This is a genomic window from Adhaeribacter rhizoryzae (genome assembly GCF_008629685.1).
GTDB classification, from domain to species: Bacteria; Bacteroidota; Bacteroidia; order Cytophagales; family Hymenobacteraceae; genus Adhaeribacter; species Adhaeribacter rhizoryzae.
In genome coordinates, this window is sequence record NZ_VWSF01000018.1 from 48483 (window position 1) to 70793 (window position 22311).

The window sequence follows — 22311 nt, forward strand, 5'->3', positions numbered from 1 at the left end:
TTGTTTGTTGCTAAATTTAAATACTTCGGGGCGTAGTAACCGACCAGGTGTGACCTTCCCGGGCAATTAAGGCTTCGGCATTTTCCGGTCCCCACATACCCGCCGGATAATTCGGAAATTCTAAAGAGGGCCGGGCTTCCCAGGTTTCCAGGATAGGCGTAATTACATCCCAGGCTACCTCTATCTGGTCGGCCCGCATAAATAAGGTAGCATCGCCTTGCATGGCATCCAGCAAAAGGGTTTCGTAAGCTTCCGGCGAATTCTTGGCGTAGGCTTTAAAATCAAACACCATTTCGGCCGGGGTAAGCGCCATTTCCAGGCCGGGCCGTTTGGCCGTGAACCGCAGGCGAATATCCATTTGCGGCTGAATATCGATGGTCAACCGGTTGGGCAGCATGTTTTCGGCTAACGACGACGGAAAAGTTTTGTGGGGCACCGGCCGAAACTGTACCGTAATGGATGAAGTTTTGTTTTGCAGACGCTTACCGGTACGCAGGTAAAAAGGTACGCCCTGCCAACGCCAGTTATCGAGGTAAAACTTAATGGCTGCGTAGGTCTCGGTATTGGAATTGGGTTTAACGCCTTCCTCTTCGCGGTAGCCCGCTACTTTTTCGCCTTCTATCCACCCGGGTCCGTATTGCCCGCGTACAGCATATTGGTTTACTTCTTCGTAGGCGAGGCGCCGGATAGCCCGCAGCACATCAACCTTCCGGTTCCGGATTTCTTCGGCCTGAAACATTACCGGCGGCTCCATGGCCACCATGCACAAAAGCTGCAGTAAGTGGTTCTGAATCATGTCGCGCAGGGCGCCGGCGCCTTCGTAATAACCGCCTCTATCTTCTACCCCCACCTGCTCGGCCACGGTTATCTGCACATAATCAATATAATTACGGTTCCAGAGGGGCTCGAATAAAGCATTGGCAAACCGGAAAGCCAGAATATTCTGCACGGTTTCTTTGCCTAAATAATGGTCTATCCGGTAAATCTGTTTTTCCTGAAAAGTTTGCGTGAGCAATTGGTTCAGGCTGCGGGCGGTAGCTAAATCTTTGCCAAAAGGCTTTTCCACTATAATGCGGTCGCAGTCTACGTTACCCGCTACATTAGCTTGCGCCAGGTTAAGGGTAACCGCCTCAATAAATTGCGGAGCTACCGATAAATAAAATAACCGGTTTGCCCGCTGCCCCCAGGCGGCATCAAACGCATTAAGCCGCTCGGCCAACTGCTGATAAGAATCGGGATTATTTATTTCGGACTGTAAATAGGTTATATTGTTTTCAAAAGCAGCCCATTTTTCGTCGGTTGGTTGGCCACTCCGCGAAAATTGCGTTAACCCATCGAACAAATGACTACGATAATCCGGATCATTAAACTTAGAGCGGCCCAGGCCAATTACCGCAAAATTATCCGGCAGCCAGTTTTCCAGAAACAAATTATAAAAAGCCGGTAATAATTTTCTTTTGGCTAAATCGCCGGTACCGCCAAAAATAACAACAACCGTGGGTACGGCTACTCTCGCTGAACTCATTGGTTTTAAATTAAAGTCTCTTTAGAAGTAGACTTAAGGTAAAAGAACTTTATAAAGGTCCGGCATTGGGGCTTTATTATCCCAATGCCGGATTAAATTACACTATTAGGAAACCGGTGGAACTGCCGGGGTCCAATCGGTATGAAAAATACCTTCCTGGTCTATCCGCTCGTAAGTATGCGCACCAAAATAATCGCGCTGCGCCTGAATTAAGTTAGTAGGCAATATTTCGCTGCGGTACGCATCAAAATAAGCCAGCGCCGACATAAGCGCCGGTACCGGAATGCCTTTGTCTACGGCTAATTTTATAGTGGTACGGGTATCGTCCTGGCGCGTTAACAAATCCTGACCAATTTGCGAATCGAGTAAGAGGCTGGGCAACGCTGGATTTTTAGCGTAAGCTTGCCGGAAATCTTCGAGGCAGGCCGCCCGGATAATACAGCCGCCGCGCCAGATTTTAGCTACTTCTTCCAGTTCCAGTTCATAATTATATTCCTGGGAAGCTATCCGGAGTTGAACCAGGCCCTGGGCATACGTAATAAGTATGGCAAAATAAAGGGTATTGCGCACTTGATCTACCCGATTCTGCTGCTCCTGCTGCTGTTTATTGGCAACACTATTACCGGCGAGTAACTGCGCGGCCTGCACCCGTTCTGCTTTATATTTAGACATATCGCGCATTACCACGGCCATATCAATGGTGGGGATAGGTACTTGCAAATCCATGGCGTTCTGCGAAGTCCACTTGCCAGTGCCTTTGGATCGGGCTTGGTCCGAAATAACATTTACCAATCGTTTACCGGTAATTTCGTCGGTTTTCTGCAGGATTTCGCCGGTTATTTGTACCAGGTAAGATTGTAATTCGGTATTGTTCCAGTCCTGGAATATTTGTTGCAGTTGATCGTCGTTCAAACCTAAACCGCGCTTCAATAAGTCATAGGTTTCGGCAATAAGCTGCATAATGCCGTACTCTATGCCGTTGTGCACCATTTTCACGTAATTACCCGCCGAGCCATTGCCCAGAAAAGCTACGCAGGGTTCGCCGTTTACCTTAGCCGCTACGGCTTCAAACACGGGCCGCAATCTTTCGTAAGCCTGCCGGTTGCCACCGGGCATCATGCTGGGGCCAAACCGGGCTCCTTTTTCGCCACCCGAAATACCCATTCCAAAAAAGTGAATGCCGGCAGCAGCCAGGGTACCTACCCGGCGGTCGGTATCGGCGAAGTAAGAATTACCGCCATCAATTACAATATCGCCGGGTTCTAGCAGGGGCAATAAACTGGCAATAACAGCATCTACGGGTTTGCCGGCCGGTACCAGCAGCATCAAAGCCCGCGGCGTGCGCAAAGCACCAATAAATTCTTCCGCCGAAGTTGTTCCTTTAACCGTCCGGCCCTGGTCGTTTTCTTTTTCCAAGGCAGCGGCTTTTACCGGGTCCAGGTCCAGGCCAATCACCGCAAAATCGTGGTCGGCCATGTTTAACAGCAGGTTGCGGCCCATTACGCCCAAACCAACTATGCCAAAATCGTATTGTGTATCGTTCATAAAATGCGCTTGCATTTGGTTTATTTATTCAAAAACTTTTGCCCGCATCAGCAGGCGGCAATTTAGTACTACTGCGTTACTGGCTTTTTTGCTCCAGGGCAATTACTTTATCTAACCGCCTTTGAAACCGTTCTTCGCCGTTATATCGCGCTGCTAAAAAAGTTTGCACCAACTCCCACTGCAGCATTGGCCCTATTACCCGGCCGCCTAAACAAAGCAAATTCATACTGTCGTGCTCTACGCCCTGGTGCGCCGAGTACGTTTCGGTAATCAGGGCAGCCCGAACACCCGCTATTTTATTAGCCGCAATAGATACCCCAACCCCACTTCCGCACACGGCAATACCGCGTTGTACCTCATTACTGGCTATTGCCCGGGCCAAAGGTAAAATAATATCCGGATAATCATCGTGGGCATCGTACTGGTAGGCGCCATAATCTTCTATTGCGTAACCGGCTTGCCGGAGCTGCTTTAGTAATTCCTGCTTTTGCTCGAACCCGGCGTGGTCGGCGGCTATTCCTATTTTCATGAGTAATAATTTATGGCTTGGATTTTTGTTAGCCTCTCCCAAAATTAAACCTTAATATTTATTATTTTATTCAGGTTTGGCTCTTAAGCCTTTTGTTTGCGGCTACCAGATTTATTGCTTTTAACGTAACGCAGACTTTCCGGCCAAAGTTAAATTATTGAAGGTACGCTTTTTAGCTGATGAAAGAAGTTAGTATAAACTTGTTTCGTTATTTCCGGGCTTTCTCGAATTAGTTTTTAAACCTGGTAAAGCTTGCCCCTTCCGCAAGAGGACTTTTGATAGTTTTGCGAGAGTTCTATATTTAATAAATAGGGGGAAGATATGTTCCTACAACCCAACACAATTTTCAAAAAAAATCAGCAGCTAAAACCCTAATGGCTTTAACTGCTGATTAGCATTTATTACGGTGATGGCAGATAACCCAAAAGGTTACCCACCATTCCACCGTTATTATCTTTCGTTTACAGGTTCTTTATTCAGCGTTTAGCTGGCTCCTAAAGCAGCGGCTAAATATTAATTAAATTAAAGCTGCTTCAGGCGCATGTTGCGATACTCTACTTTCATAGGCGGACCTACGTGTACTTGCACGCCCAACATGCCCGACATTTTGCGGTTAGCGGCATCGTTGTCGGTTACATCGCTCATTAATACGCCGTTTACGTAGTGTTGCAAGCGGTTGCCTTTTACCACCAGGTGAATTTCGTTCCAGTCTTCGCTTTTAATCTTACTCTGCAATTCTTCGGCGGCACCCAGGGTGCTGGTTACATCGGTTTTGGTCCAGGCATTACTTTTAATGCTGGCTTGCAAGGGTCCTGGTGCATCGGCGCTGTTTACCACTACTTTCTGGCCGCGGTAGGCTAACGTGGTGCGGCCCCGCTCTTCGTAATTTTGCCCGGTATAACGGTTCCGGCCATCAATATCGGCCTGGTAACCTCTCAGGGCATAGGGCACATCGGGTAAACGTTCGCTCCGGTAATTAATGCCGCTGTTGCCGGCGGCCGTAATCCGGCAATCTACTTTCAGTTCAAAATCGGCGGGCTGACCACCTTGCCAGACAATAAATGAATTTGTTTTTAAAAGCGTACTTGGGGTTATTTCGCCCACTAAATTACCATCTTCAATTCGCCAGTAGGTAGGGTCGCCTTCCCAGCCTTTCAGGGTTTTTCCGTCGAATAATTTTACAAAACCTTCTTTGTCTTTTTTCTGGTTCTGCGCTGTTACTGCGCAACTGCTAATAAAAAAAAGGACCAGCATCATGGCGGCCTGGATTGCTTTAAACTTCATTTTGTCTGTCATTATTATTTTTAGCGTAAAATTGCGGTAAATAAAACCTCGGCCTAATAAACTAAGGTTAATGAGGCTTTTAATTTATTAACCTTACTACCTGTTATCTGGCAAGGCACCTATTTGCTAATATATTATTTTAAATAGCTTTGCCTATCCTGTTGTATCCTGTTCCGGGAAAATATTGCGCAATATTCCACCAGGTGCCAGTTATCCTAATTTGCTTTTACCAGGTGTGTTAAATACTTAAATAAAGTTATTTAATGCTTTGCCCGTTGCTTTAAGATTAGGCTTGTTTACCCTGGCAGCTAACTTCAACTTGACTTCCCAACTGCCTACCCCCCAAACTTACTGTTTTCGCCACGGGTAATTTCTGCCATAACGGCTAACTAATTGAATGCCACAAATATTTGCTTAAACAAAAACTTGTTTTTAAATTTTGTAAATATTTTTTCAAAATTTATTTACCTGCAAGCTTAGTATTTGAATATTTTATAACCAATTAATAATTACAAAATATTACCGCTATTAAGCAGGATAGAACAGGATGCAAAGTATTAAACAGCTAGCTATTTTAGGAAATATTTTACAAATTAACCAAACACTACGCCTATGTAAATACTGCCTGCCAATAAGTTTATAGTCTTCAATAATTACCGCGGAAATTACCCACTTATATATATCCACCTTTAATTAAAATCCAACAAACTTTATGAAGAACAAACTACTCCAAAAGACGAGGTATTGGTACATACTTCCTCTAGTTCTATTACTCCTGGCAACGGGCGCCCACGCCCAAAACGGCAACATTAAGGGCAAAGTAACCGATGAGCAAGGCGCTGGCTTACCCGGTGTAACCGTGCTATTAAAAGGTACTACCAATGGTACTGCCACCGATGGTACCGGTAATTATTCCTTAAATGTACCCGGTGGCTCCGGTACTTTAGTTGTTTCTTTTATTGGTTACCAAACCAAAGAAGTAGCCATTAACAACCAATCTACTATTAATATTACCCTGGCACCGGATGCTAAAGCCTTAGAAGAAGTAGTAGTGGTGGGTTACGGAAGTCAGCTTAAAAAAGAAGTAACCGGGGCGGTGCAAACTGTAAGCGCCAAAGAAATAAAAGACATTCCGGTATCGCAGATTACGCAAAAATTGCAAGGCCGGGTAGCCGGCGTACAAATTAACCAAGCTACCGGTAAACCTGGCCAAGGCATGTCGGTGCGTATCCGGGGGCAGTTATCGGTTAGTGGCGGCAGCGATCCCTTGTATGTGGTTGATGGCTTCCCGATTACCGGTGGTATTGGCGCCCTTAACCCCGACGAGATAGAAGATATTTCTATTCTGAAAGATGCGGCCTCTACGGCTTTGTACGGTTCCAGAGCAGCCAACGGGGTAGTTTTAATTACCACCAAAAGAGGCAAAATGGGCCAGACCAACGTTAGTGTTAGTGCCTTTGGTGGTGTACAGCAAGTACCCGAAAAAGGCCGTATCGACATGCTGGATGCGGTGGAATTTGCCACGTTTAAAAAAGAATATTACGAAGCAGAAGGCAAACCTGTACCCGAAGTTTTCCAGAACCCCGCGCAGTACGAAGGCAAAAACAACGACTGGTACGATGCTTTGTTAAGAACAGCCCCTATTCAGAGCTATAACTTAACGGTTACCTCTAACAAAGACCGGGTAAACACCGCTTTGGTATTGGGTGTTTTCGAGCAGCAAGGCGTGGTGCTGAATAATAAATACCAACGGTTTTCGGGCCGTTTAAATACTGATTATACCGTATCGGATAAAGTAAAAGTAGGATTAAATATTGCGCCTTCTTATATTTTTGATAATACGCCCCGCACCGACGGCGACCGTGGTACCGGTATTTTATTTAATGCCCTGCATACCTGGCCTATTATGCCTATTTACGACGCCAACGGCGAGTTAACCAAGTCTAATACCCTGCCAGCTAATACCGGTAATATTTACACCTACCCTAACTGGGTACGGGCTGCCGAAGAGCTGGTAAACGAAAACAAAATAACCAACCTGCTTTCCAACGCTTATTTAGAATACCGGCCTATTAAAGATTTGGTACTCAAATCAACTATTAATATTGAGCTGTATAATAATAAGTTTTTCTTCTTTAACCCGTCTACGGCTACCAGCAGCATTAACGTAACCATTCCTACTACAGCGGTATCTATCCGGGAAAATTTCTCTAACACTACCTGGCTGAACGAAAACCTAGCTACCTATTCCAAGACCTTCAACGAAGACCATAATTTTGAATTGCTGGGTGGTTTTACCAACCAACGGTTCCGGACAGACCGCACCCGTATTCAGGCCGATACCTACGCCGACGACCGGCTACCAACCGTACAAGGCGGACTTAACATAAACCGGGGCGGTACTAACAGCGGCGTAGATGAATGGGCACTAACCTCGCTTTTATCGCGGCTTACTTATAACTACAAAGGCAAATATTTATTTACCGCCTCTATCCGGAGCGATGGTTCTTCCCGCTTTGGTTCCAATAACCGTTGGGGTACTTTCCCGTCGGCTTCGGTGGGCTGGGTAGTTTCCGACGAAAACTTTATGCAGAATTTCAGCAAGTTAAATTTTGCTAAACTGCGGGCCAGCTACGGGGTAACCGGTAACAACAATATTGGTAACTATACCCAATATGCTTTGGTTAACAATACCATAAATGCTGCTTTTGGAGGCAATGTAGTACCGGGCGCCGCCGTAACTTCTTTAGCCAACAGTAACTTAGGCTGGGAAACTACCAAGCAGTTCGACATAGGTATGGACTTAGGTTTGTTCGAAGACCGCGTTCAGTTTATGTATGATTATTACAACAAAACCACTACCAACCTGCTTTACAGCGTGCAGGTGCCGCAGGAAGCCGGCTTTGGTAACTTCAACGATAATATTGGCGAAATTAATTTCTGGGGCCACGAATTTGCTGTAACCAGCCGCAACACCGAGGGCAAACTAAAATGGACCACCAATGCCAATATTTCTTTTAACCGGAACAAAGTAGTAGCCCTGGCCGAAGGCATTAACCGGGTTTACGGCACTTACCATATAACCAGAGTAGGTGAGCCGTTTGGCCAATTTTATGGCCTGATTAAAGAAGGTCTTTACATGAACGAAGAAGACCTCAGAACCTCTCCGCAAGTGCCGGGCCGGTCTACGGTAGGTAGTATAAAACTGCGCGATGTAAACGGCGATGGCATTATTACCAACGGTGGCGACCAAGACGACCGGACCATTATTGGTAACCCGTTTCCGGATTTCACTTACGGCATTACCAACAACCTGAGCTACGGTAAGTTCGATTTTAGCATTGTGGGCTCCGGTGCTCATGGCAATGAGCTTTTGGTACGCCACTTATACAGCACCGCAAACTTAGATGGGGTATTTAACATGGTAGATGCCGTAAAATACCGCTTCCGTTCACCTGAAAACCCAGGCAAAGGCAAGTTTGGTACTACTGTAGGCGGTGGTAACGTAACTGGTATTGAGCGCGACTGGATGAGCACGCACTTTTTAGAAGATGCCTCTTACTTTACCATTAAAAATATTACTCTGGGTTACACCTTTGGCGCCGTTAACCGGTTCTTTAAATCGGCCCGTATTTATGGCTCGGTACAGCAGGCTTATGTATTTACCAAATATACCGGCGGTCCTAACCCCGAAACCAGTGGTAACACCGCCGGTAACGGCGATGGCGGTAACCTGAGCCAAGGCATCGACCTTTCGAACTACCCCGTTCCGCGCACCTTTACTTTGGGTGTAAACGTGAATTTTTAAGCAGGTAGTAGGTAATTAAAATATATCATTAAATTCTTGTTAAGATATAAAATGAAAAAATCATATATAATAACCCTTCTTTTAAGCTGTGGCCTGTTAGGGAGTTGTGGCGACGACTTTTTATCTATCGTGCCGGAAACCCAGTTAAGCTCGGCCACCTTTTTCACCAAAGAAGCCGATTTTCAGCAAGCTGTTAATGCTGCGTATGTACCTTTAAGAACCATTACCAACAACAGTGGTACGGCGGGGGGCGCCTGGATTTTAGGTGAACAGCACTCCGACAATACTTATTACGTACGTAATCCGCTTTTTGGCGCAACCGAGCAGGAAGAAGACGTGGCTGATTTTGCGTTGCCCGAAGCCAATGGGGTTACCTCTAATGAGCACGTGCGCGAGCAATACCGGCAAGATTATTTAATTATTGCCCGTACTAACCAGATTTTAGATTTAATAGATAAGGTAGAATTTGGCGCCGACTCCAAGAACAATATTAAAGGACAAGCTTTGTTTCTGCGGGCTTACGCTTATTTTGAGTTGGTTCGTTATTTTGGCAAAGTTCCGTTACACTTAACGCCGGTTACCAATCGTTCCGAAGCCGCTTTACCTTTATCTGAGGAAGCGGACATCTACAATCAAATAATAAAGGATGTATCAGAAGCGATTCCGTTGTTGCCGCTAAAATCTAAACAAGAAGCCGGCCGCGTTACTTCCGGAGCCGCCAGAATGTTACTGGCCAATGTGTATATTGTACAGAAAAAATGGGCCGAAGCCGAGAAACTGCTGAAAGAAATTGTAGCCAGCAACGAGTATAGTTTAATTCAGAACTATGAAAACGTTTTCTCTACTTCTACCGGCAACAAAAATAACCAAGAGTCAGTTTTCGAAGTGCAGTTCCTGGAAGGTTCAGCAGGCTTAAGTGGTAACTTCCTGTATCATTTTATTCCGCGCGATATTACAGCGGCCGAAATTGTAACCATTACGGGTACCACTAATCCGCAACCGCTTAGCGGCGAAGGTTATAATATTCCTACGCCAGATATTATTGCGGCCTACGAACCCGGCGACCTCCGGAAAGATGCTTCTATTGCTTATATTACCTTAAGCAACAGCTCCCGTCTAAATAAAACCTATCCGTACATTAAGAAATATGCCAAACCGCATGCGCTTAATAACAACCATGGCATGAACTGGCCGGTTTACCGTTATTCCGAAGTATTATTATTTTTAGCCGAAGCCCTGAACGAACAAGGTAAATCTGGTGAAGCAGCCACCTTCCTGAACCAAGTGCGTAAACGGGCTGGCTTGGGAGAGGCATCCGGCGACTTGCGCGAAGCTATTTACAAAGAAAGACGCGTAGAACTAGCCTTCGAAAACAAACGCTGGTTTGACTTAGTACGCACCGGCCGGGCCATAGACGTAATTACGGCTTACGGCAACCGCATAAAAGCTAACCCACAGGCTTATTATTACCCAGAAGGTAGAACGCCACGTCCTCACGCTTTTAGTAATATTAAGGTGTTTTATCCGCTGCCAGCCGATGAAGCTGCTTTAAGTCCACATTTCTAATATTTTAATCAGCCGTTTTCTGATAAAACAGAAGTGGTAAAGCACGCCAACAGAAAGGTAATAATCCTGTCTGTTGGTGTGCTTACTTAATGTTTAAACAGGTACCAAAGTATTTCATTACTGCTTCCAGGGTAAAAATTTTGTATTTATTAGCAAAAACAGGTTTTATTTATTTACTTACTTTGGCCTAAATAATAGCAGGCAGCAGGGCAGGTAACAGTTTTTTAGATTAATATTTATTTTCTTAAACATTTAATTAAGCACAAACAACAGTTTTGACACCACCAAACTGGCAACATAAAATATCAAACCCAGCCCAACTCGGCGGCATCGAAACCTCGGTGCTCGACAACGGCGCTGGCCGCGGCACCCGCATTGCTTGGATAAACACCGGCACCGGCTTACGCTACAAAGTAGTACTGGATAGAGCCATGGATATTGCCGATGCCTTTTATAACCAGCACAGTTTAGCCTGGCTCAGCCACGGCGGCGTAACCCCACCGCAACCTTTATCAGACAAAGGCATTGCCTGGCTCCGCACCTTTAGCGGCGGCCTAATTACCACCTGCGGGCTTTCGCACGTGGGCGGCCCCGAAACCGATGGATTTGGCGAACGCGGCCTGCACGGGCAAATCAGTAATATTCCGGCCGAAATAGAATCAATTATCCAACCCGACCCACTTACGGGCAATCTGGCCATGAGCATTACCGGGCGCATGCGCGAAACGCAGGTACTCGGCCCCAGCTTAGAACTAAAACGTACCATATCCGGCACCCTCGGCCAACCAATAATAAAAATTCAGGACGAAGTAATAAACCGCGGCAATACGCCTGCACCGCACATGCTGCTGTACCATTGCAATTTTGGCTGGCCCTTGGTTGATGAAAACACCCAAATAATCTGGCAAGGCAACTGGATTTCGCGCGACGCGCCCAACAACAAAATATTCCGCGAAGGCAATAATTTTAAGCAATGCCTCGCCCCCACCGACGAACACAACGGCTCCGGCGAAGAAGCCGCTTTTATAGATATTACCCCCGATGCCAATGGCAACTGCACCTGCGGTTTGTACAACGCCCAACTTGGTTTTGCCTTAGCCTTGCGGTTCCCGAAGTCGCAATTGCCCTGGCTTACCAACTGGCAGCACTTTGGTAAAAACGAATACGTAACCGGCCTGGAACCCGGCACCAACACGCCCATTGGTCAGGCCAAAGCCCGGGCGCAAAACCAGTTGATAATGCTGGCACCCGGCGAAACCCGAAAATATAACCTGGAGATAGAAATATTAACCGAAGAATTATCCATCAGCAATTTTTTAAATAACACCACAATAGAGAACTAAGAAGTATATTTTTTATGGAAACAATGGAAAAAGTAAGTTTAGCGGGGAAGGCTTTAGAGCAGGGAAAAGGCATTTTGCGTTTGGCACCAACCTGGGTACCCCGCTCTTTTTGTGTGCCTGGTCGCAGAATAAAATTACACCCGGATGATTATTATGTACTGGGCGGCGAGCGCGGCGGCATAGATGAGCGTTGGTTATCTTCTACCACCCCGGCTAAAAATGGCCCCTTAACCGGCGAAAACGAAGGTTTAAGCGCAGTGGTATTTAACGATGGCAACTCGGAGCAGCAATTCTTACTAAAAGATGCCATAGACGAATTAAAAGGCGAAATAATCGGCGACCGCTTGTGGAACGAATACGGCGCCTGGCCCATGTATTCCAAGTTCTTCGACAACATGGGGCCGCTGCCGCACCACATTCACCACAGCGATGAATACGCCGCCATGGTGGGCCAGTTAGGCAAACCCGAAGCTTATTATTTTCCGCCGCAATTAAATAACCACGGCGGCGACTTCCCTTATACTTTCTTCGGCATTGCGCCCGGTACCACCAAAGAGCAGATTAAAGAATGCTTGCAAAACTTTACCAAAGGCGATAATAAAATAACTAATTTTTCTTCGGCTTACCGCCTGGAGCCGGGCACCGGTTGGGATGTGCCCCCCGGAATATTGCATGCTCCCGGCAGCTTGTGTACTTACGAGCCCCAGAAAGCTTCCGATATATTTGCTATGTACCAATCGTTGGTAAACGAAGCCATTATTCCGGAAGAATTATTGTGGAACGGTACGCCCGAAGACCGCAAAGGCGATTACGACCTGTTGGTAGAAGTAATTGACTGGGAAGCGAACGTTGACCCGCATTTTATGCAAAATCATTTTATGCGGCCTAAACCGGTAAAGGCATTAGAAGAAATGCAAGCCGAAGGCTACATTGAAAACTGGATTTGCTACAAGAACGAGGCTTACAGCGCCAAAGAATTAACCGTACTGCCGGGCCAAACGGTAACCATAAAGGACGGTGGTGCTTACGGTTTAATTATGATGCAGGGTCACGGCAAAATGGGCGTTTGGGATATTGAAACCCCAGCCTTAATCCGTTACGGCCAATTAACCAACGACGAGTTTTTTGTAAGCGAGAAAGCGGCCATGGAAGGCGTTACCATTGTAAATTATTCCACTACCGACCCCATTGTAATGCTGAAACACTTTGGCCCGAACAACCCGGATTTGGTTCTGTAATCTAATAAACCTTTGCTTTGATAAAATGATTATTTTAGATTAAAGCAGCCCACACCTGTCATTCAGGAGGAACCTATTTAGCAGGTTGCCAAAAAGTTTTCTCCTGAATGACAGGTGTGGGTTCCAAAAACCTAATCTTGTCTTATAACTTTAAACTTATAACTTTTAACTCAATAAAATCCACCGCATATGACCAATAATAATTATCCAAAATTGCACAATGCCACCTGGCCGGGCCTGGTAGGCAAAGGCGATGGCTCTGAGCCCGTAATTCCGTTTGACACCATGCTGGAAATGACCGCTGCTGCCGAAGTAGACGGTATAAAGTTCGATGGCATTGATATTGGCCTGATGGACCCGCACATTAATATTGACAGCAGCGACGATGATATTAAGCGCCTGGCCGATAAAGTAGGCAACCTGAATCTGAATATTGGCAGCATGGTAGCGCCTATTTGGGGCGGTCCGGCTATGGGCAGCCAGGCAGAACGCGCTAGTTTCGTAGAAATGGTGCGTAAATCCTGCCATTTCGGTCAGAAATTACGCGACCTGGGCGTGCGGCCTTACGGTGTTATCCGCATCGATTCGGCCAGTTCGCCGCAAAGCTGGGCCGTTGACCCGGTTAATAACTCAAAACTCATTGTCCAAACTTTTCAGGAAGCCTGCGATGTAGCCGCCGATTTTGGCGAGAAATTAGCCGCCGAAGGCGAAATCTGCTGGGCCGGCATGCACAGTTGGCGGGCCATGATTCAAACCTTAGAAGCCGTAGACCGGCCTAACATGGGTTTCCAGGCCGATATGGCGCATACCCTGTTGTACCTGATGGGTTACAACAGCCCCGAAGACCGGATATTACCCGAAAACTACGACTGGAGCGACCGGGCACCTTTAACCGCCGGTCTGAAGCAACTTACCGCTGCCTTGCGCCCCTGGACTATCGACTTCCACGTAGCCCAGAACGATGGCACCGTATTCGGCTCCGGCTCACACGATAAAACTGGTCGCCATTGCCAAGCCCTCGACCCGAACGGTAAATTAAATATTGTAGAAGATGCCGGCCACTGGCTGCGCGACGAAAACGGCGAACTGACCAAAGCTTTCCAGCATATTTGCTGGGATGGCTGTATGTTCCCGAACCAGGTAATGAATAACCAGCAAACCTGGAACGATATTCTGGCTACCATGATAAAAGTACGGGAAGCGCACGGCTGGCAAGCACCGGTAAATGTAAATGCAGAATCTTTAATAAGATAATTAAGTATGACCGCAAAAAAAGAATTAAGAATAGGATTAATTGGCGGCGGTTTCATGGGCCGCACCCACTCTAATGGTTACAAGCGCGTAAGCGATTTTTTTCCGGAACTAGCTTATAAGCCCGTATTAAAAGCCGTTTGTACGCGCAACGCCGATAAAGTACGGGCTTTTGCCGAGCAATGGGGCTACGAGTCTTACGAAACCGACTGGCGCGCCGTTATTGCCCGCGACGATATTGATGCGATTGATATTTGTACACCCAACGATACCCACGCCGAGATTGCCATTGCGGCAGCCGCAGCCGGTAAAATGATTCTGTGCGAAAAGCCTTTGTCCAGGACTTTGGCCGAAGGTCAGCAAATGGTGGATGCCATTGAAAAAGCCGGCGTTCCTAATACCGTTTGGTATAACTATCGTCGTTTGCCGGCGGTTTCTTTAGCCAAGCAAATTATTGATTCGGGTAAACTGGGCCGGATTTTCCATTACCGGGCTAACTTTTTGCAGGACTGGACCATTAGCGCCGAAGTACCACAGGGTGGCGCCGGCACCTGGCGTTTGGACGTTGAAGCCGCTGGTTCAGGTGTTACCGGTGATTTATTGGCGCATTGCATCGATACGGCCATGTGGCTGAACGGCGGCATTACCGATGTCTCGGCGATGACCGAAACTTTTGTAAAAGAACGTACCCACGCGGTTACCGGTCAGAAACAAAAAGTAGGCATCGATGATGCCTGTATTTTCCATTGCCATTTCGAGAACGGCTCGTTGGGCCTTTTTGAATCTACCCGTTATGCCCGCGGCCACAAAGCACTGTATACTTTTGAAATTAACGGCGAACATGCTTCCATCCGTTGGGATTTGCACGACTTAAACCGCCTGGAATATTTCGATCACCGCGACGAATCGATTGTACGCGGCTGGCGCTCTATCCACGTTACCGACGGCGACCAACCTTACATGGATAAATGGTGGGTACCCGGTTTGGGTATTGGTTACGAACACAGCTTCGTGCACCAGGTAGCCGACTTCCTGAAGAGTTTAGAAACCGGCGAGCCTTGCTCGCCTACTTTCCAGGAATCTTTAGAAACCCAGAAAGTTTGCGAAGCCGTGTTGGAATCGGCTGCTACCAGAAGCTGGAAAGATACCGGCGTAACCAGCCAGGCTAACCTGCAAAATCAGGAAGTGGGCGCTGCCGCTGTGTAATCAGTTTAACTAAAAGTAAAAAATAGCAGCTTGGCTAAGCTGAACTGCTATTACCAATTAACGGGGCTGTTGAATACAGGAGGACCAAAAGGCTTTTCCTTTTTCAACAGCCCTTTTTACAAATATTGTTTATTCCTACTTATTCCACCACGCTATGCTATCCTTCTTACAACCGCTATTTCTATTACCGCTAGTTTTTTTATCGGCAAACCCACCGGAAGAAAAACCAGGAGCCGTTAAATTCCGGAAACAATTTATTTCGGCCGAAAGCTTTGAATCGGTGGGGGTATTTGATGTAAACGGCGATAAAGTACCGGATTTGGTTTCGGGTTGCTTTTGGTACGAAGGACCGGGCTACAGCAAACGCCATTTCATTACCGATGCAAAACGATTCGGTGAATATTACGACGATTTTGCGACCATACCCATGGATTTAAACGGCGACGGCAAGCTGGACTTTGTAACCGGCGGCTGGTTTGGCGAATCGCTTCGGTGGTACCAAAACTCCGGCAACGATAAACCCTGGCCCGAACAAATAATTGCCAAAACCGGCAATATTGAAACCGTACGGGCCTGGGATGTAGACGGCGATGGCAACTTAGAGCTAGTACCTAACACGCCCGGCAAACCGCTGGCCTTTTTTAAGGTTAAACCCGGCACCAACAGCGAACCTGTTTTTACCCGCACCGAAGTAGCTAAAACCCACGAACACGGTTTAGGCTTTGGCGACATTAATGACGATGGCCGCGGCGATTTTATTATCACTAATGGCTGGCTCGAAGGGCCTAAAAATCCGCTAACTGACTCCTGGATTATGCACTCGGAATTCTCCATCAGCCACGCCAGCGTGCCAATTATAGTAACTGATGTAAATAAAGACGGGCTCCCCGATCTGATTGCCGGCAAAGGCCACGATTACGGTTTATTTTGGTTTGAGCAACGCAAAGACCGTAAAGGCAAACGTACCTGGCACCAACACCCCATCGACCTGAACAACTCACAATTTCACGAAATGCAATGGGTAGATATTACCGGCGACGGCCAACCCGAACTTATTACCGGCAAGCGTTACCGCGCCCACAACGGCAAAGACCCCGGTGCCGATGATAATCTGGGCTTGTATTACTATACCTGGAACGGCGAAAGCTTCACCAAAAATGTAATCAGCTACGGCCCACTGGGTGAAGGTGTAGGCACCGGCATATTTTTCAGCATAGCCGATTTACGCGGTACCGGTCGCAAAGACATTATTGTAGCCGGCAAGCAGGGGTTGTATGTTTTTTATAATGAGGGGTAAATAGAATTCATAGGGCTACACCCTATGCTAAGATATTTCGCCCTTTCAGGGCTAGCATGGCAATCAACAAGAGCAATATTTAAAATATTTGTTATTTACAGTAATGAACATTCCTGCTATTGGCTACAGTAGCTTACCGCAATCTAGTATATTCCGCACAGCCCTGAAAGGGCGAAATATCCTAGCGTAGGGTGTAGCCCTATGACTACGACAAAAATTAAGCATTGTAAAAGCCCTGAATGGGCGAAATATTCTGGTTAGAACTAATCAAGTATGGGGCAATCACTGGTAAAGAACTACATTCATCTAGTATTCAGTACCAAGCACCGGGAACCGCTTATACACCCACCTGTAGAAGCAGAACTGCATCAATACTTAGGCGGCATCTGTAACAATTTAGAATGCCTACTCATTAAGGTAGGCGGTTATACCGACCATATTCATATTTTGTGCTTGCTCTCGAAGAAAATAGCTTTGGTTAAGTTGGTGGAAGAAGTAAAGTCGCATTCTTCTAAATGGATAAAAGCTAAAGGAGAGGATTATGCAAATTTTTACTGGCAGGATGGTTATGGTGCTTTCTCTATTAATCCCAGCGAAGTTGATGCGGTAGCGACATATATTTCTAACCAAAAAGAACATCACCAAAATAAAACTTTTCAGGAAGAGTATCGAGCATTCCTAAGGAAATACCAGGTTGCGTACGACGAGCGTTATGTGTGGGATTAAATATTTCGCCCTTTCCATAACACAGGGCTGCACCCTGTGCTGGTGTATACCGCCCATTCAGGGCTACAGAGGCACAAAGCCAATTGCTACTTACTTCAACAAGCCTAAACAAAAGAACGCTAACCGGGTAACCAGTTAGCGTTCTTTTGTTTAAATATTCTTAATCAGTTTTAATCTGATTGGTGGTACGAACTTACTTTTTAGTGGTGTTCGTCGTGTTGGTTGAACCAGTTGAATTTTGTGCCAGGAACACTTTATGCTCTTTGTTACCGCCAGCCATCAGGTAAGCCATTAAATCTTTCAGTTCTTCTTCGTTTAACCGGTTAATCATGCCCGGCATCATAATAGAAACGTTAGAGATTTTGGTATTTACTACGTCTTTTTTCGGAACCTCGCGAAGTTGTTCTGGGGCAAATGGGTTCTGCGATACCATATACTTATCGTTATCTTCATTAATGAGGCGACCTACTACCGAGCTGCCGTCTTTTAAAGTAAAGATAGTAGCAGCATACTGATCCGAAACAACTTTGCTTGGGTGAATAATGGATTCGAGCATGTCTTTGGCCGAGAAGCGGGTACCTAACTGGGTTAAATCCGGGCCAACATTGCTGCCTTCGCCGCGCATATTGTGGCAGGAAATACAACGAGTGGCCGCAAACATGGCTTTACCCTGCTCAAAATTACGGTTAGCTAATCCGGATTCTACCAAAGGTAAGGCAGCTTCCATGGTCCACTGGCGGCCGGGGCCTTTGGGGTTAGGGGCGTTATTAGCCAGGTCATTACCATTACTGCTCAGCATTCCTTCACCCGACAGGGTTTTATAATATTCCAGTTTATCCTGGGGTACATTGGCCAGCGCCATTTGCCGCGATTTGTTAATAAAGCCTACGTAGCTTAAGCCACCTTTGTAGTTAAAGGCATTCTTGATCCAGGCAAAATATTTCTCGTAAAGCTCGGGGGTCCAGCCGGTTTTAGCACCGCCTAAAACGGTGGCATAATACATTTGTTGGGCAGGTGGTGCTTTGGCCAGCATATTGGCAATATCAAGACCATACTGCGGGTTGCGCAAAATTAAATCCGAAGAAGCCGAGAAAGTTTTCTGGTAAGAAGCATCGTCTTTGGCAGTAGCCATTAAGGCCAGCGTTTTCTGCACGGCAGTTGGTGCGCCCAGGTAAACGAGTACTTTGCTTAAATCGCGGTTTAAATTATTTGTAGAAGCCGGAAATTTACTATCCAGGTAAGCAATTACTTGGTTCTTTACAGCCGCATCCGGCTGACCCATACGTGCAATTACCAACTCGAAAGCCCTAATCAGGTCGATCTGCTGCGATTCTGATAACTGATCGTACTTAATATTATTAACCATAGTGGTTAGCAGTTGGTCGCGAACGCCCTGGTCGCCGTGCCGGGCTAAAGCAATGCTGGCCTGGGTTAAAGTAATGGGATCTTTCTCCTGCAATACGCGGTTCTGCCATTGGCTTACGGGTTGGTGTTCTACGGCAATCCGGGCGGCATAACGCACAAACCGGTCTTCGTGGTTCAAATATGGCCAGGCAAAGTCTACGCCGCCCGCTTTGGCTGGTGTAGCATGATACTCTTCCAGTTGTTTCCGGATTTTCTGCGCCTTTTTTACATCTTTCGGAAATTTAACCGAAGCTAATTTACCGTTGCTCAGGTTATTGTTGCCGTAAGTTACCCGGTAAAGATCAGATTCCAGGCGACGACCACCAGTCAGGAAATAAAGCGCGCCATCCGGGCCAATAACCCCATCGGTTAAAGGTAACGGCGAACCCGAGATAAATTCTTCGGCATCGGCCGTGTAAGTAGACCCTTCTGGTTTCAGGTGTACCGCGTAAATAATACCAAAGCTCCAGTCGAAAGCGTATAATGCCCGGCGATATTTTTCGGGGAAACGGGCATTTTTGCCGTGAATCAGGTTAGTAGGTGAGCCCTGCCCAATATTTATAGCCGGCGGTAAATTATCCGGAAAATTCGGCGACCATTTGCTGTTACCGGTACGCCAGCCTAATTCGCTGCCGCTGGTTACGTGGTTAATGCGGGTAGGCCGGTACCAGGGCATGCCAAAGTCCCATTCCATATCGGCATCATAGGCAAAAAGTTCGCCATCTTCGTTAAAAGCCATGTCAAAAGCATTCCGGTAGCCGGCGCTTATCAGTTCCCAGTTAGTACCTGCCGGATCAATTTTGGCAATCCAGCCACCAGGTGCCATGCGGTCGTTGGCATGGCCGCGCGGGTCTTTAATTAACGGAAACAGGTTGTCTTCTTTCCAAACTTTAGGCAACCGGTAGGCATTCATTTCCGGTACGTCGGTATGGTTACCGGCTATTACATAAAGCGATTTTTGGTCGGGCGATAATAAAATACTGTGCGGACCGTGCTCGCCTTCGCCTTTTAATTGTTTTATTAAGGTTACTTTATCAAACTGATCGTCGGCGTTGGTATCTTCTAACCGGTAAAGGCCGCTAGTTTTGCTAAACTCTTCGTTGCCCCGGTGGTTTACCATTACATACAGGCTGTTAAAAGCGTACAAAAGCCCTTGGGCATAACCCATACCAACTTTCGGTCGGCCATCGGCCGTAGTAGATGTACCTTCTACCGGAATATTCAATTTTTCTATGGTTGGCTTTCCGCCACCGGAACCTACTGCCGGCAGTTGCACCCGGTACAAAGCGCCGTACTGGTCAGAGGTAATCATGCGGCCTTTATCGTCGAAGGTCATGGCTACCCAAGAGCCCTGCTTATTTTCCGATGGGCTGTAAAGGTGTTCGGCCCGGAAGCCGGCCGGTAATTTTAGTTTTGCTACTTTAGGGTCTAATGATTGCGCTGCCTGGGCATCAGCGGCTGTTTCCTGGACGTTGTTAATATTCCCCTCTTTTGCGTTACGACAGGAATTCGCAAAAAACAGCGATACTGACAACGACAGGACCACTATTAATGGTGATTTGTTCCGATTCATACTGATTTATAAGTTTGTTTATTTTAAATGTGGTGGATATTTAAATTTAGCTGTATCTGTGGTTTAGTTAGTTTACAAATTTTAAGTAGCACAGTTAAATAATCTCTTAAGATAAAAAAGATAATTAGCATCCCTATCCTGTTGTGTCCTGCCCACTTAAATTAGGTGCAGATTTACAGTTAAATAACGCTGAAAAATCATTCTGTTAATAAATATCTAAAACCAAAAACTTAAGGTTTTGCGGCTAGGGCTAACATTGTTTGGTAGTTGATAAAACCTTAAATGCTTTAAGTGCTTTGCTCCGATTAATTAAATATAACCTAAAACCCAACTAAACAGAACTATATTTCCTGAATTTTTATCTGGTTTAATTTTAGGTTAACACGAATAATTTAAACTGTTTTAGCAAAATATTTACTTTTTTTAGGTCCAGAATCCCGACTGTTTTTTTAGATTACCAGCTATTAAGGTTTACAGCATATATTTATTCTTAAAGTTTTTCATGAGTTTAAAGCAGCATTATATTCTGGAAGTACAAAACCTTTCCAAAAACTTTTCGGGGGTTAAAGCCTTGGATCAGGTGCAGCTTAAAATCCGGGAAGGCGAAGTACACGCCTTAATGGGCGAAAATGGCGCCGGAAAATCTACCTTAATGAAAATTCTGGCCGGTATGCTTACGCCGGATAGCGGTGAAATATTTTTTGAAGGCAACGCGCTGCACAGCCACCGGGATTTAAAAATATTAAGTGCCGGTATTGCCATGATTCACCAGGAAATGCTGCTGGTACCGGAGCTAACCGTGGCGCAAAATATATTTTTGGGTAAAGAAATCCGGAGAGGAAAAACCTGGTGGCTCGATGACCGAAGTTTAAACCAGAAGGCAACCGAACTGCTGGCCCAGGTAGGCATAGCGCTGGATGCCCGTACGCCCATGAAAAACCTGAGTGTGGCGGAGATGCAGATGGTAGAAATAGTAAAAGCTATTTCAAAAAATGCCAAAATCATTATTATGGATGAGCCCACCTCCGCCATATCGGACAAAGAAGTAAAATCGCTGTTTAATATTATCTCGGATTTAAAAGCCCGGGGCGTAGCTATTATTTATATCTCGCATAAAATGGACGAAATATTCCGGATAGCCGATACTATTACGGTTTTGCGCGATGGCAAATATATCCAGACCAAACCGGCCGCCGAGCTAAACCAGGATTCTTTAATCTCCCTGATGGTGGGCCGCGAGCTAGATACTATGTTTCCGGAGCACACCGAAGCGAAGGGGAATATATTGTTATCGGTGCAAGGGTTGGGCCGGCAAGGCAAATTTTCGGATATTAATTTTGAGGTGAGCGCCGGCGAAGTACTAGGCATTGCTGGCTTAATGGGTGCCGGTCGCACCGAAATTGCCCGCGCCATTAACGGTTTAGATGCGCCCGACACCGGCAATATTTATATTAAAGGCCAGAAGACAAAAATTAATTCGCCGCAGGATGCCATTAAAAACCGAATTGGGTACGTGAGCGAAGACCGCAAAGAAGTTGGGCTGGTGCTGGGCATGTCGGTGAAAGAAAATATTACCCTGGCCAGTATAAAAAAGCACAAACGCGGGCTTTTTGTAGATGATGCCAGCGAACGCACTGCTGTTGCCAACATGATAGAAGCGCTGCGTATTAAAACGCCGCACCCCGATCAGCCGGTTAAGAACTTAAGCGGCGGTAATCAGCAAAAAGTGGCAATTGCCAAGGTTTTACTATCCTCCCCCGAAATTATTATCCTAGACGAGCCTACCCGCGGCATAGACGTAGGGGCCAAATTCGAAATATATAAACTAGTAAAAGACCTGGCCGCCCAGGGCCTGGCTATTATTATGATTTCATCGGAGTTACCGGAAATATTAGGCATGAGCGACCGGATTCTGGTGATGGCCGAAGGCAAACAAACGGCTACCTTACAAAAAGCAGAAGCCACCCAGGAATTAATAATGCAGTACGCCATGCCGCAATAGCGCTTTATCTCAAA

14 protein-coding genes are annotated in these 22311 nt (G+C 46.3%); 9 read left to right on the top strand and 5 right to left on the bottom strand.

Annotated features, from left to right (window positions below; all coding sequences use genetic code 11):
- Nucleotides 1-16 precede the first annotated feature (16 nt).
- The 4 genes from zwf to F0145_RS19175 form a co-directional block, all read right to left on the bottom strand.
- Nucleotides 17-1525: a glucose-6-phosphate dehydrogenase gene (gene zwf / locus F0145_RS19160; RefSeq protein WP_150090954.1), complete on the bottom strand. Its 1509-nt coding sequence runs from the start codon at nucleotides 1523-1525 to the stop codon at nucleotides 17-19.
- A gap of 105 nt (nucleotides 1526-1630) precedes the next feature.
- On the bottom strand, nucleotides 1631-3070 hold the full coding sequence (gndA, locus tag F0145_RS19165; protein WP_150090956.1) for an NADP-dependent phosphogluconate dehydrogenase: 1440 nt from the start codon (nucleotides 3068-3070) through the stop codon (nucleotides 1631-1633).
- Between the two features lie 76 nt (nucleotides 3071-3146).
- Nucleotides 3147-3599 (bottom strand): RpiB/LacA/LacB family sugar-phosphate isomerase, encoded by a 453-nt coding sequence (locus F0145_RS19170; RefSeq protein ID WP_150090958.1) that lies wholly within the window; start codon nucleotides 3597-3599, stop codon nucleotides 3147-3149.
- Between the two features lie 522 nt (nucleotides 3600-4121).
- A complete protein-coding gene (locus F0145_RS19175; RefSeq protein WP_394349596.1) occupies nucleotides 4122-4895 on the bottom strand; it encodes a 3-keto-disaccharide hydrolase in 774 nt (257 codons plus the stop codon).
- A 700-nt stretch (nucleotides 4896-5595) separates the two neighbouring features.
- Between F0145_RS19175 and F0145_RS19180 the strand changes: the two genes are divergently transcribed.
- From F0145_RS19180 to tnpA, 8 genes are all read left to right on the top strand, one after another.
- Nucleotides 5596-8691, top strand: a complete 3096-nt coding sequence (locus tag F0145_RS19180) for a SusC/RagA family TonB-linked outer membrane protein (protein WP_150090960.1) — start codon at nucleotides 5596-5598, stop codon at nucleotides 8689-8691.
- A 51-nt stretch (nucleotides 8692-8742) separates the two neighbouring features.
- Nucleotides 8743-10257, top strand: coding sequence for a RagB/SusD family nutrient uptake outer membrane protein (locus F0145_RS19185; protein ID WP_150090962.1), 1515 nt, complete (start codon nucleotides 8743-8745; stop codon nucleotides 10255-10257).
- A gap of 275 nt (nucleotides 10258-10532) precedes the next feature.
- Nucleotides 10533-11600, top strand: coding sequence for an aldose 1-epimerase family protein (locus F0145_RS19190; protein WP_150090964.1), 1068 nt, complete (start codon nucleotides 10533-10535; stop codon nucleotides 11598-11600).
- A gap of 14 nt (nucleotides 11601-11614) precedes the next feature.
- Nucleotides 11615-12838: a cupin domain-containing protein gene (locus F0145_RS19195; protein WP_150090966.1), complete on the top strand. Its 1224-nt coding sequence runs from the start codon at nucleotides 11615-11617 to the stop codon at nucleotides 12836-12838.
- A gap of 189 nt (nucleotides 12839-13027) precedes the next feature.
- Nucleotides 13028-14092: a sugar phosphate isomerase/epimerase family protein gene (locus F0145_RS19200; protein WP_150090968.1), complete on the top strand. Its 1065-nt coding sequence runs from the start codon at nucleotides 13028-13030 to the stop codon at nucleotides 14090-14092.
- A 6-nt stretch (nucleotides 14093-14098) separates the two neighbouring features.
- Nucleotides 14099-15295: a Gfo/Idh/MocA family protein gene (locus F0145_RS19205; RefSeq protein WP_146901306.1), complete on the top strand. Its 1197-nt coding sequence runs from the start codon at nucleotides 14099-14101 to the stop codon at nucleotides 15293-15295.
- Nucleotides 15296-15449: 154 nt separating this feature from the next.
- The gene (locus F0145_RS19210; RefSeq protein ID WP_150090970.1) at nucleotides 15450-16592 is read left to right on the top strand and encodes an FG-GAP repeat domain-containing protein; all 1143 of its coding nucleotides are present in this window, start codon (nucleotides 15450-15452) and stop codon (nucleotides 16590-16592) included.
- 273 nt (nucleotides 16593-16865) lie between these two features.
- Nucleotides 16866-17318 carry an IS200/IS605 family transposase gene (gene tnpA / locus F0145_RS19215; RefSeq protein ID WP_150090972.1) on the top strand — a complete coding sequence of 151 codons (453 nt, stop codon included), beginning with the start codon at nucleotides 16866-16868 and terminating at the stop codon, nucleotides 17316-17318.
- Nucleotides 17319-17511: 193 nt separating this feature from the next.
- Here tnpA and F0145_RS19220 read toward each other — a convergent pair whose 3' ends face one another.
- Nucleotides 17512-20295, bottom strand: coding sequence for a c-type cytochrome (locus F0145_RS19220; RefSeq protein ID WP_150090974.1), 2784 nt, complete (start codon nucleotides 20293-20295; stop codon nucleotides 17512-17514).
- Nucleotides 20296-20797: 502 nt separating this feature from the next.
- Between F0145_RS19220 and F0145_RS19225 the strand changes: the two genes are divergently transcribed.
- On the top strand, nucleotides 20798-22297 hold the full coding sequence (locus F0145_RS19225; protein WP_150090976.1) for a sugar ABC transporter ATP-binding protein: 1500 nt from the start codon (nucleotides 20798-20800) through the stop codon (nucleotides 22295-22297).
- The last annotated feature ends 14 nt before the right edge of the window (nucleotides 22298-22311 follow it).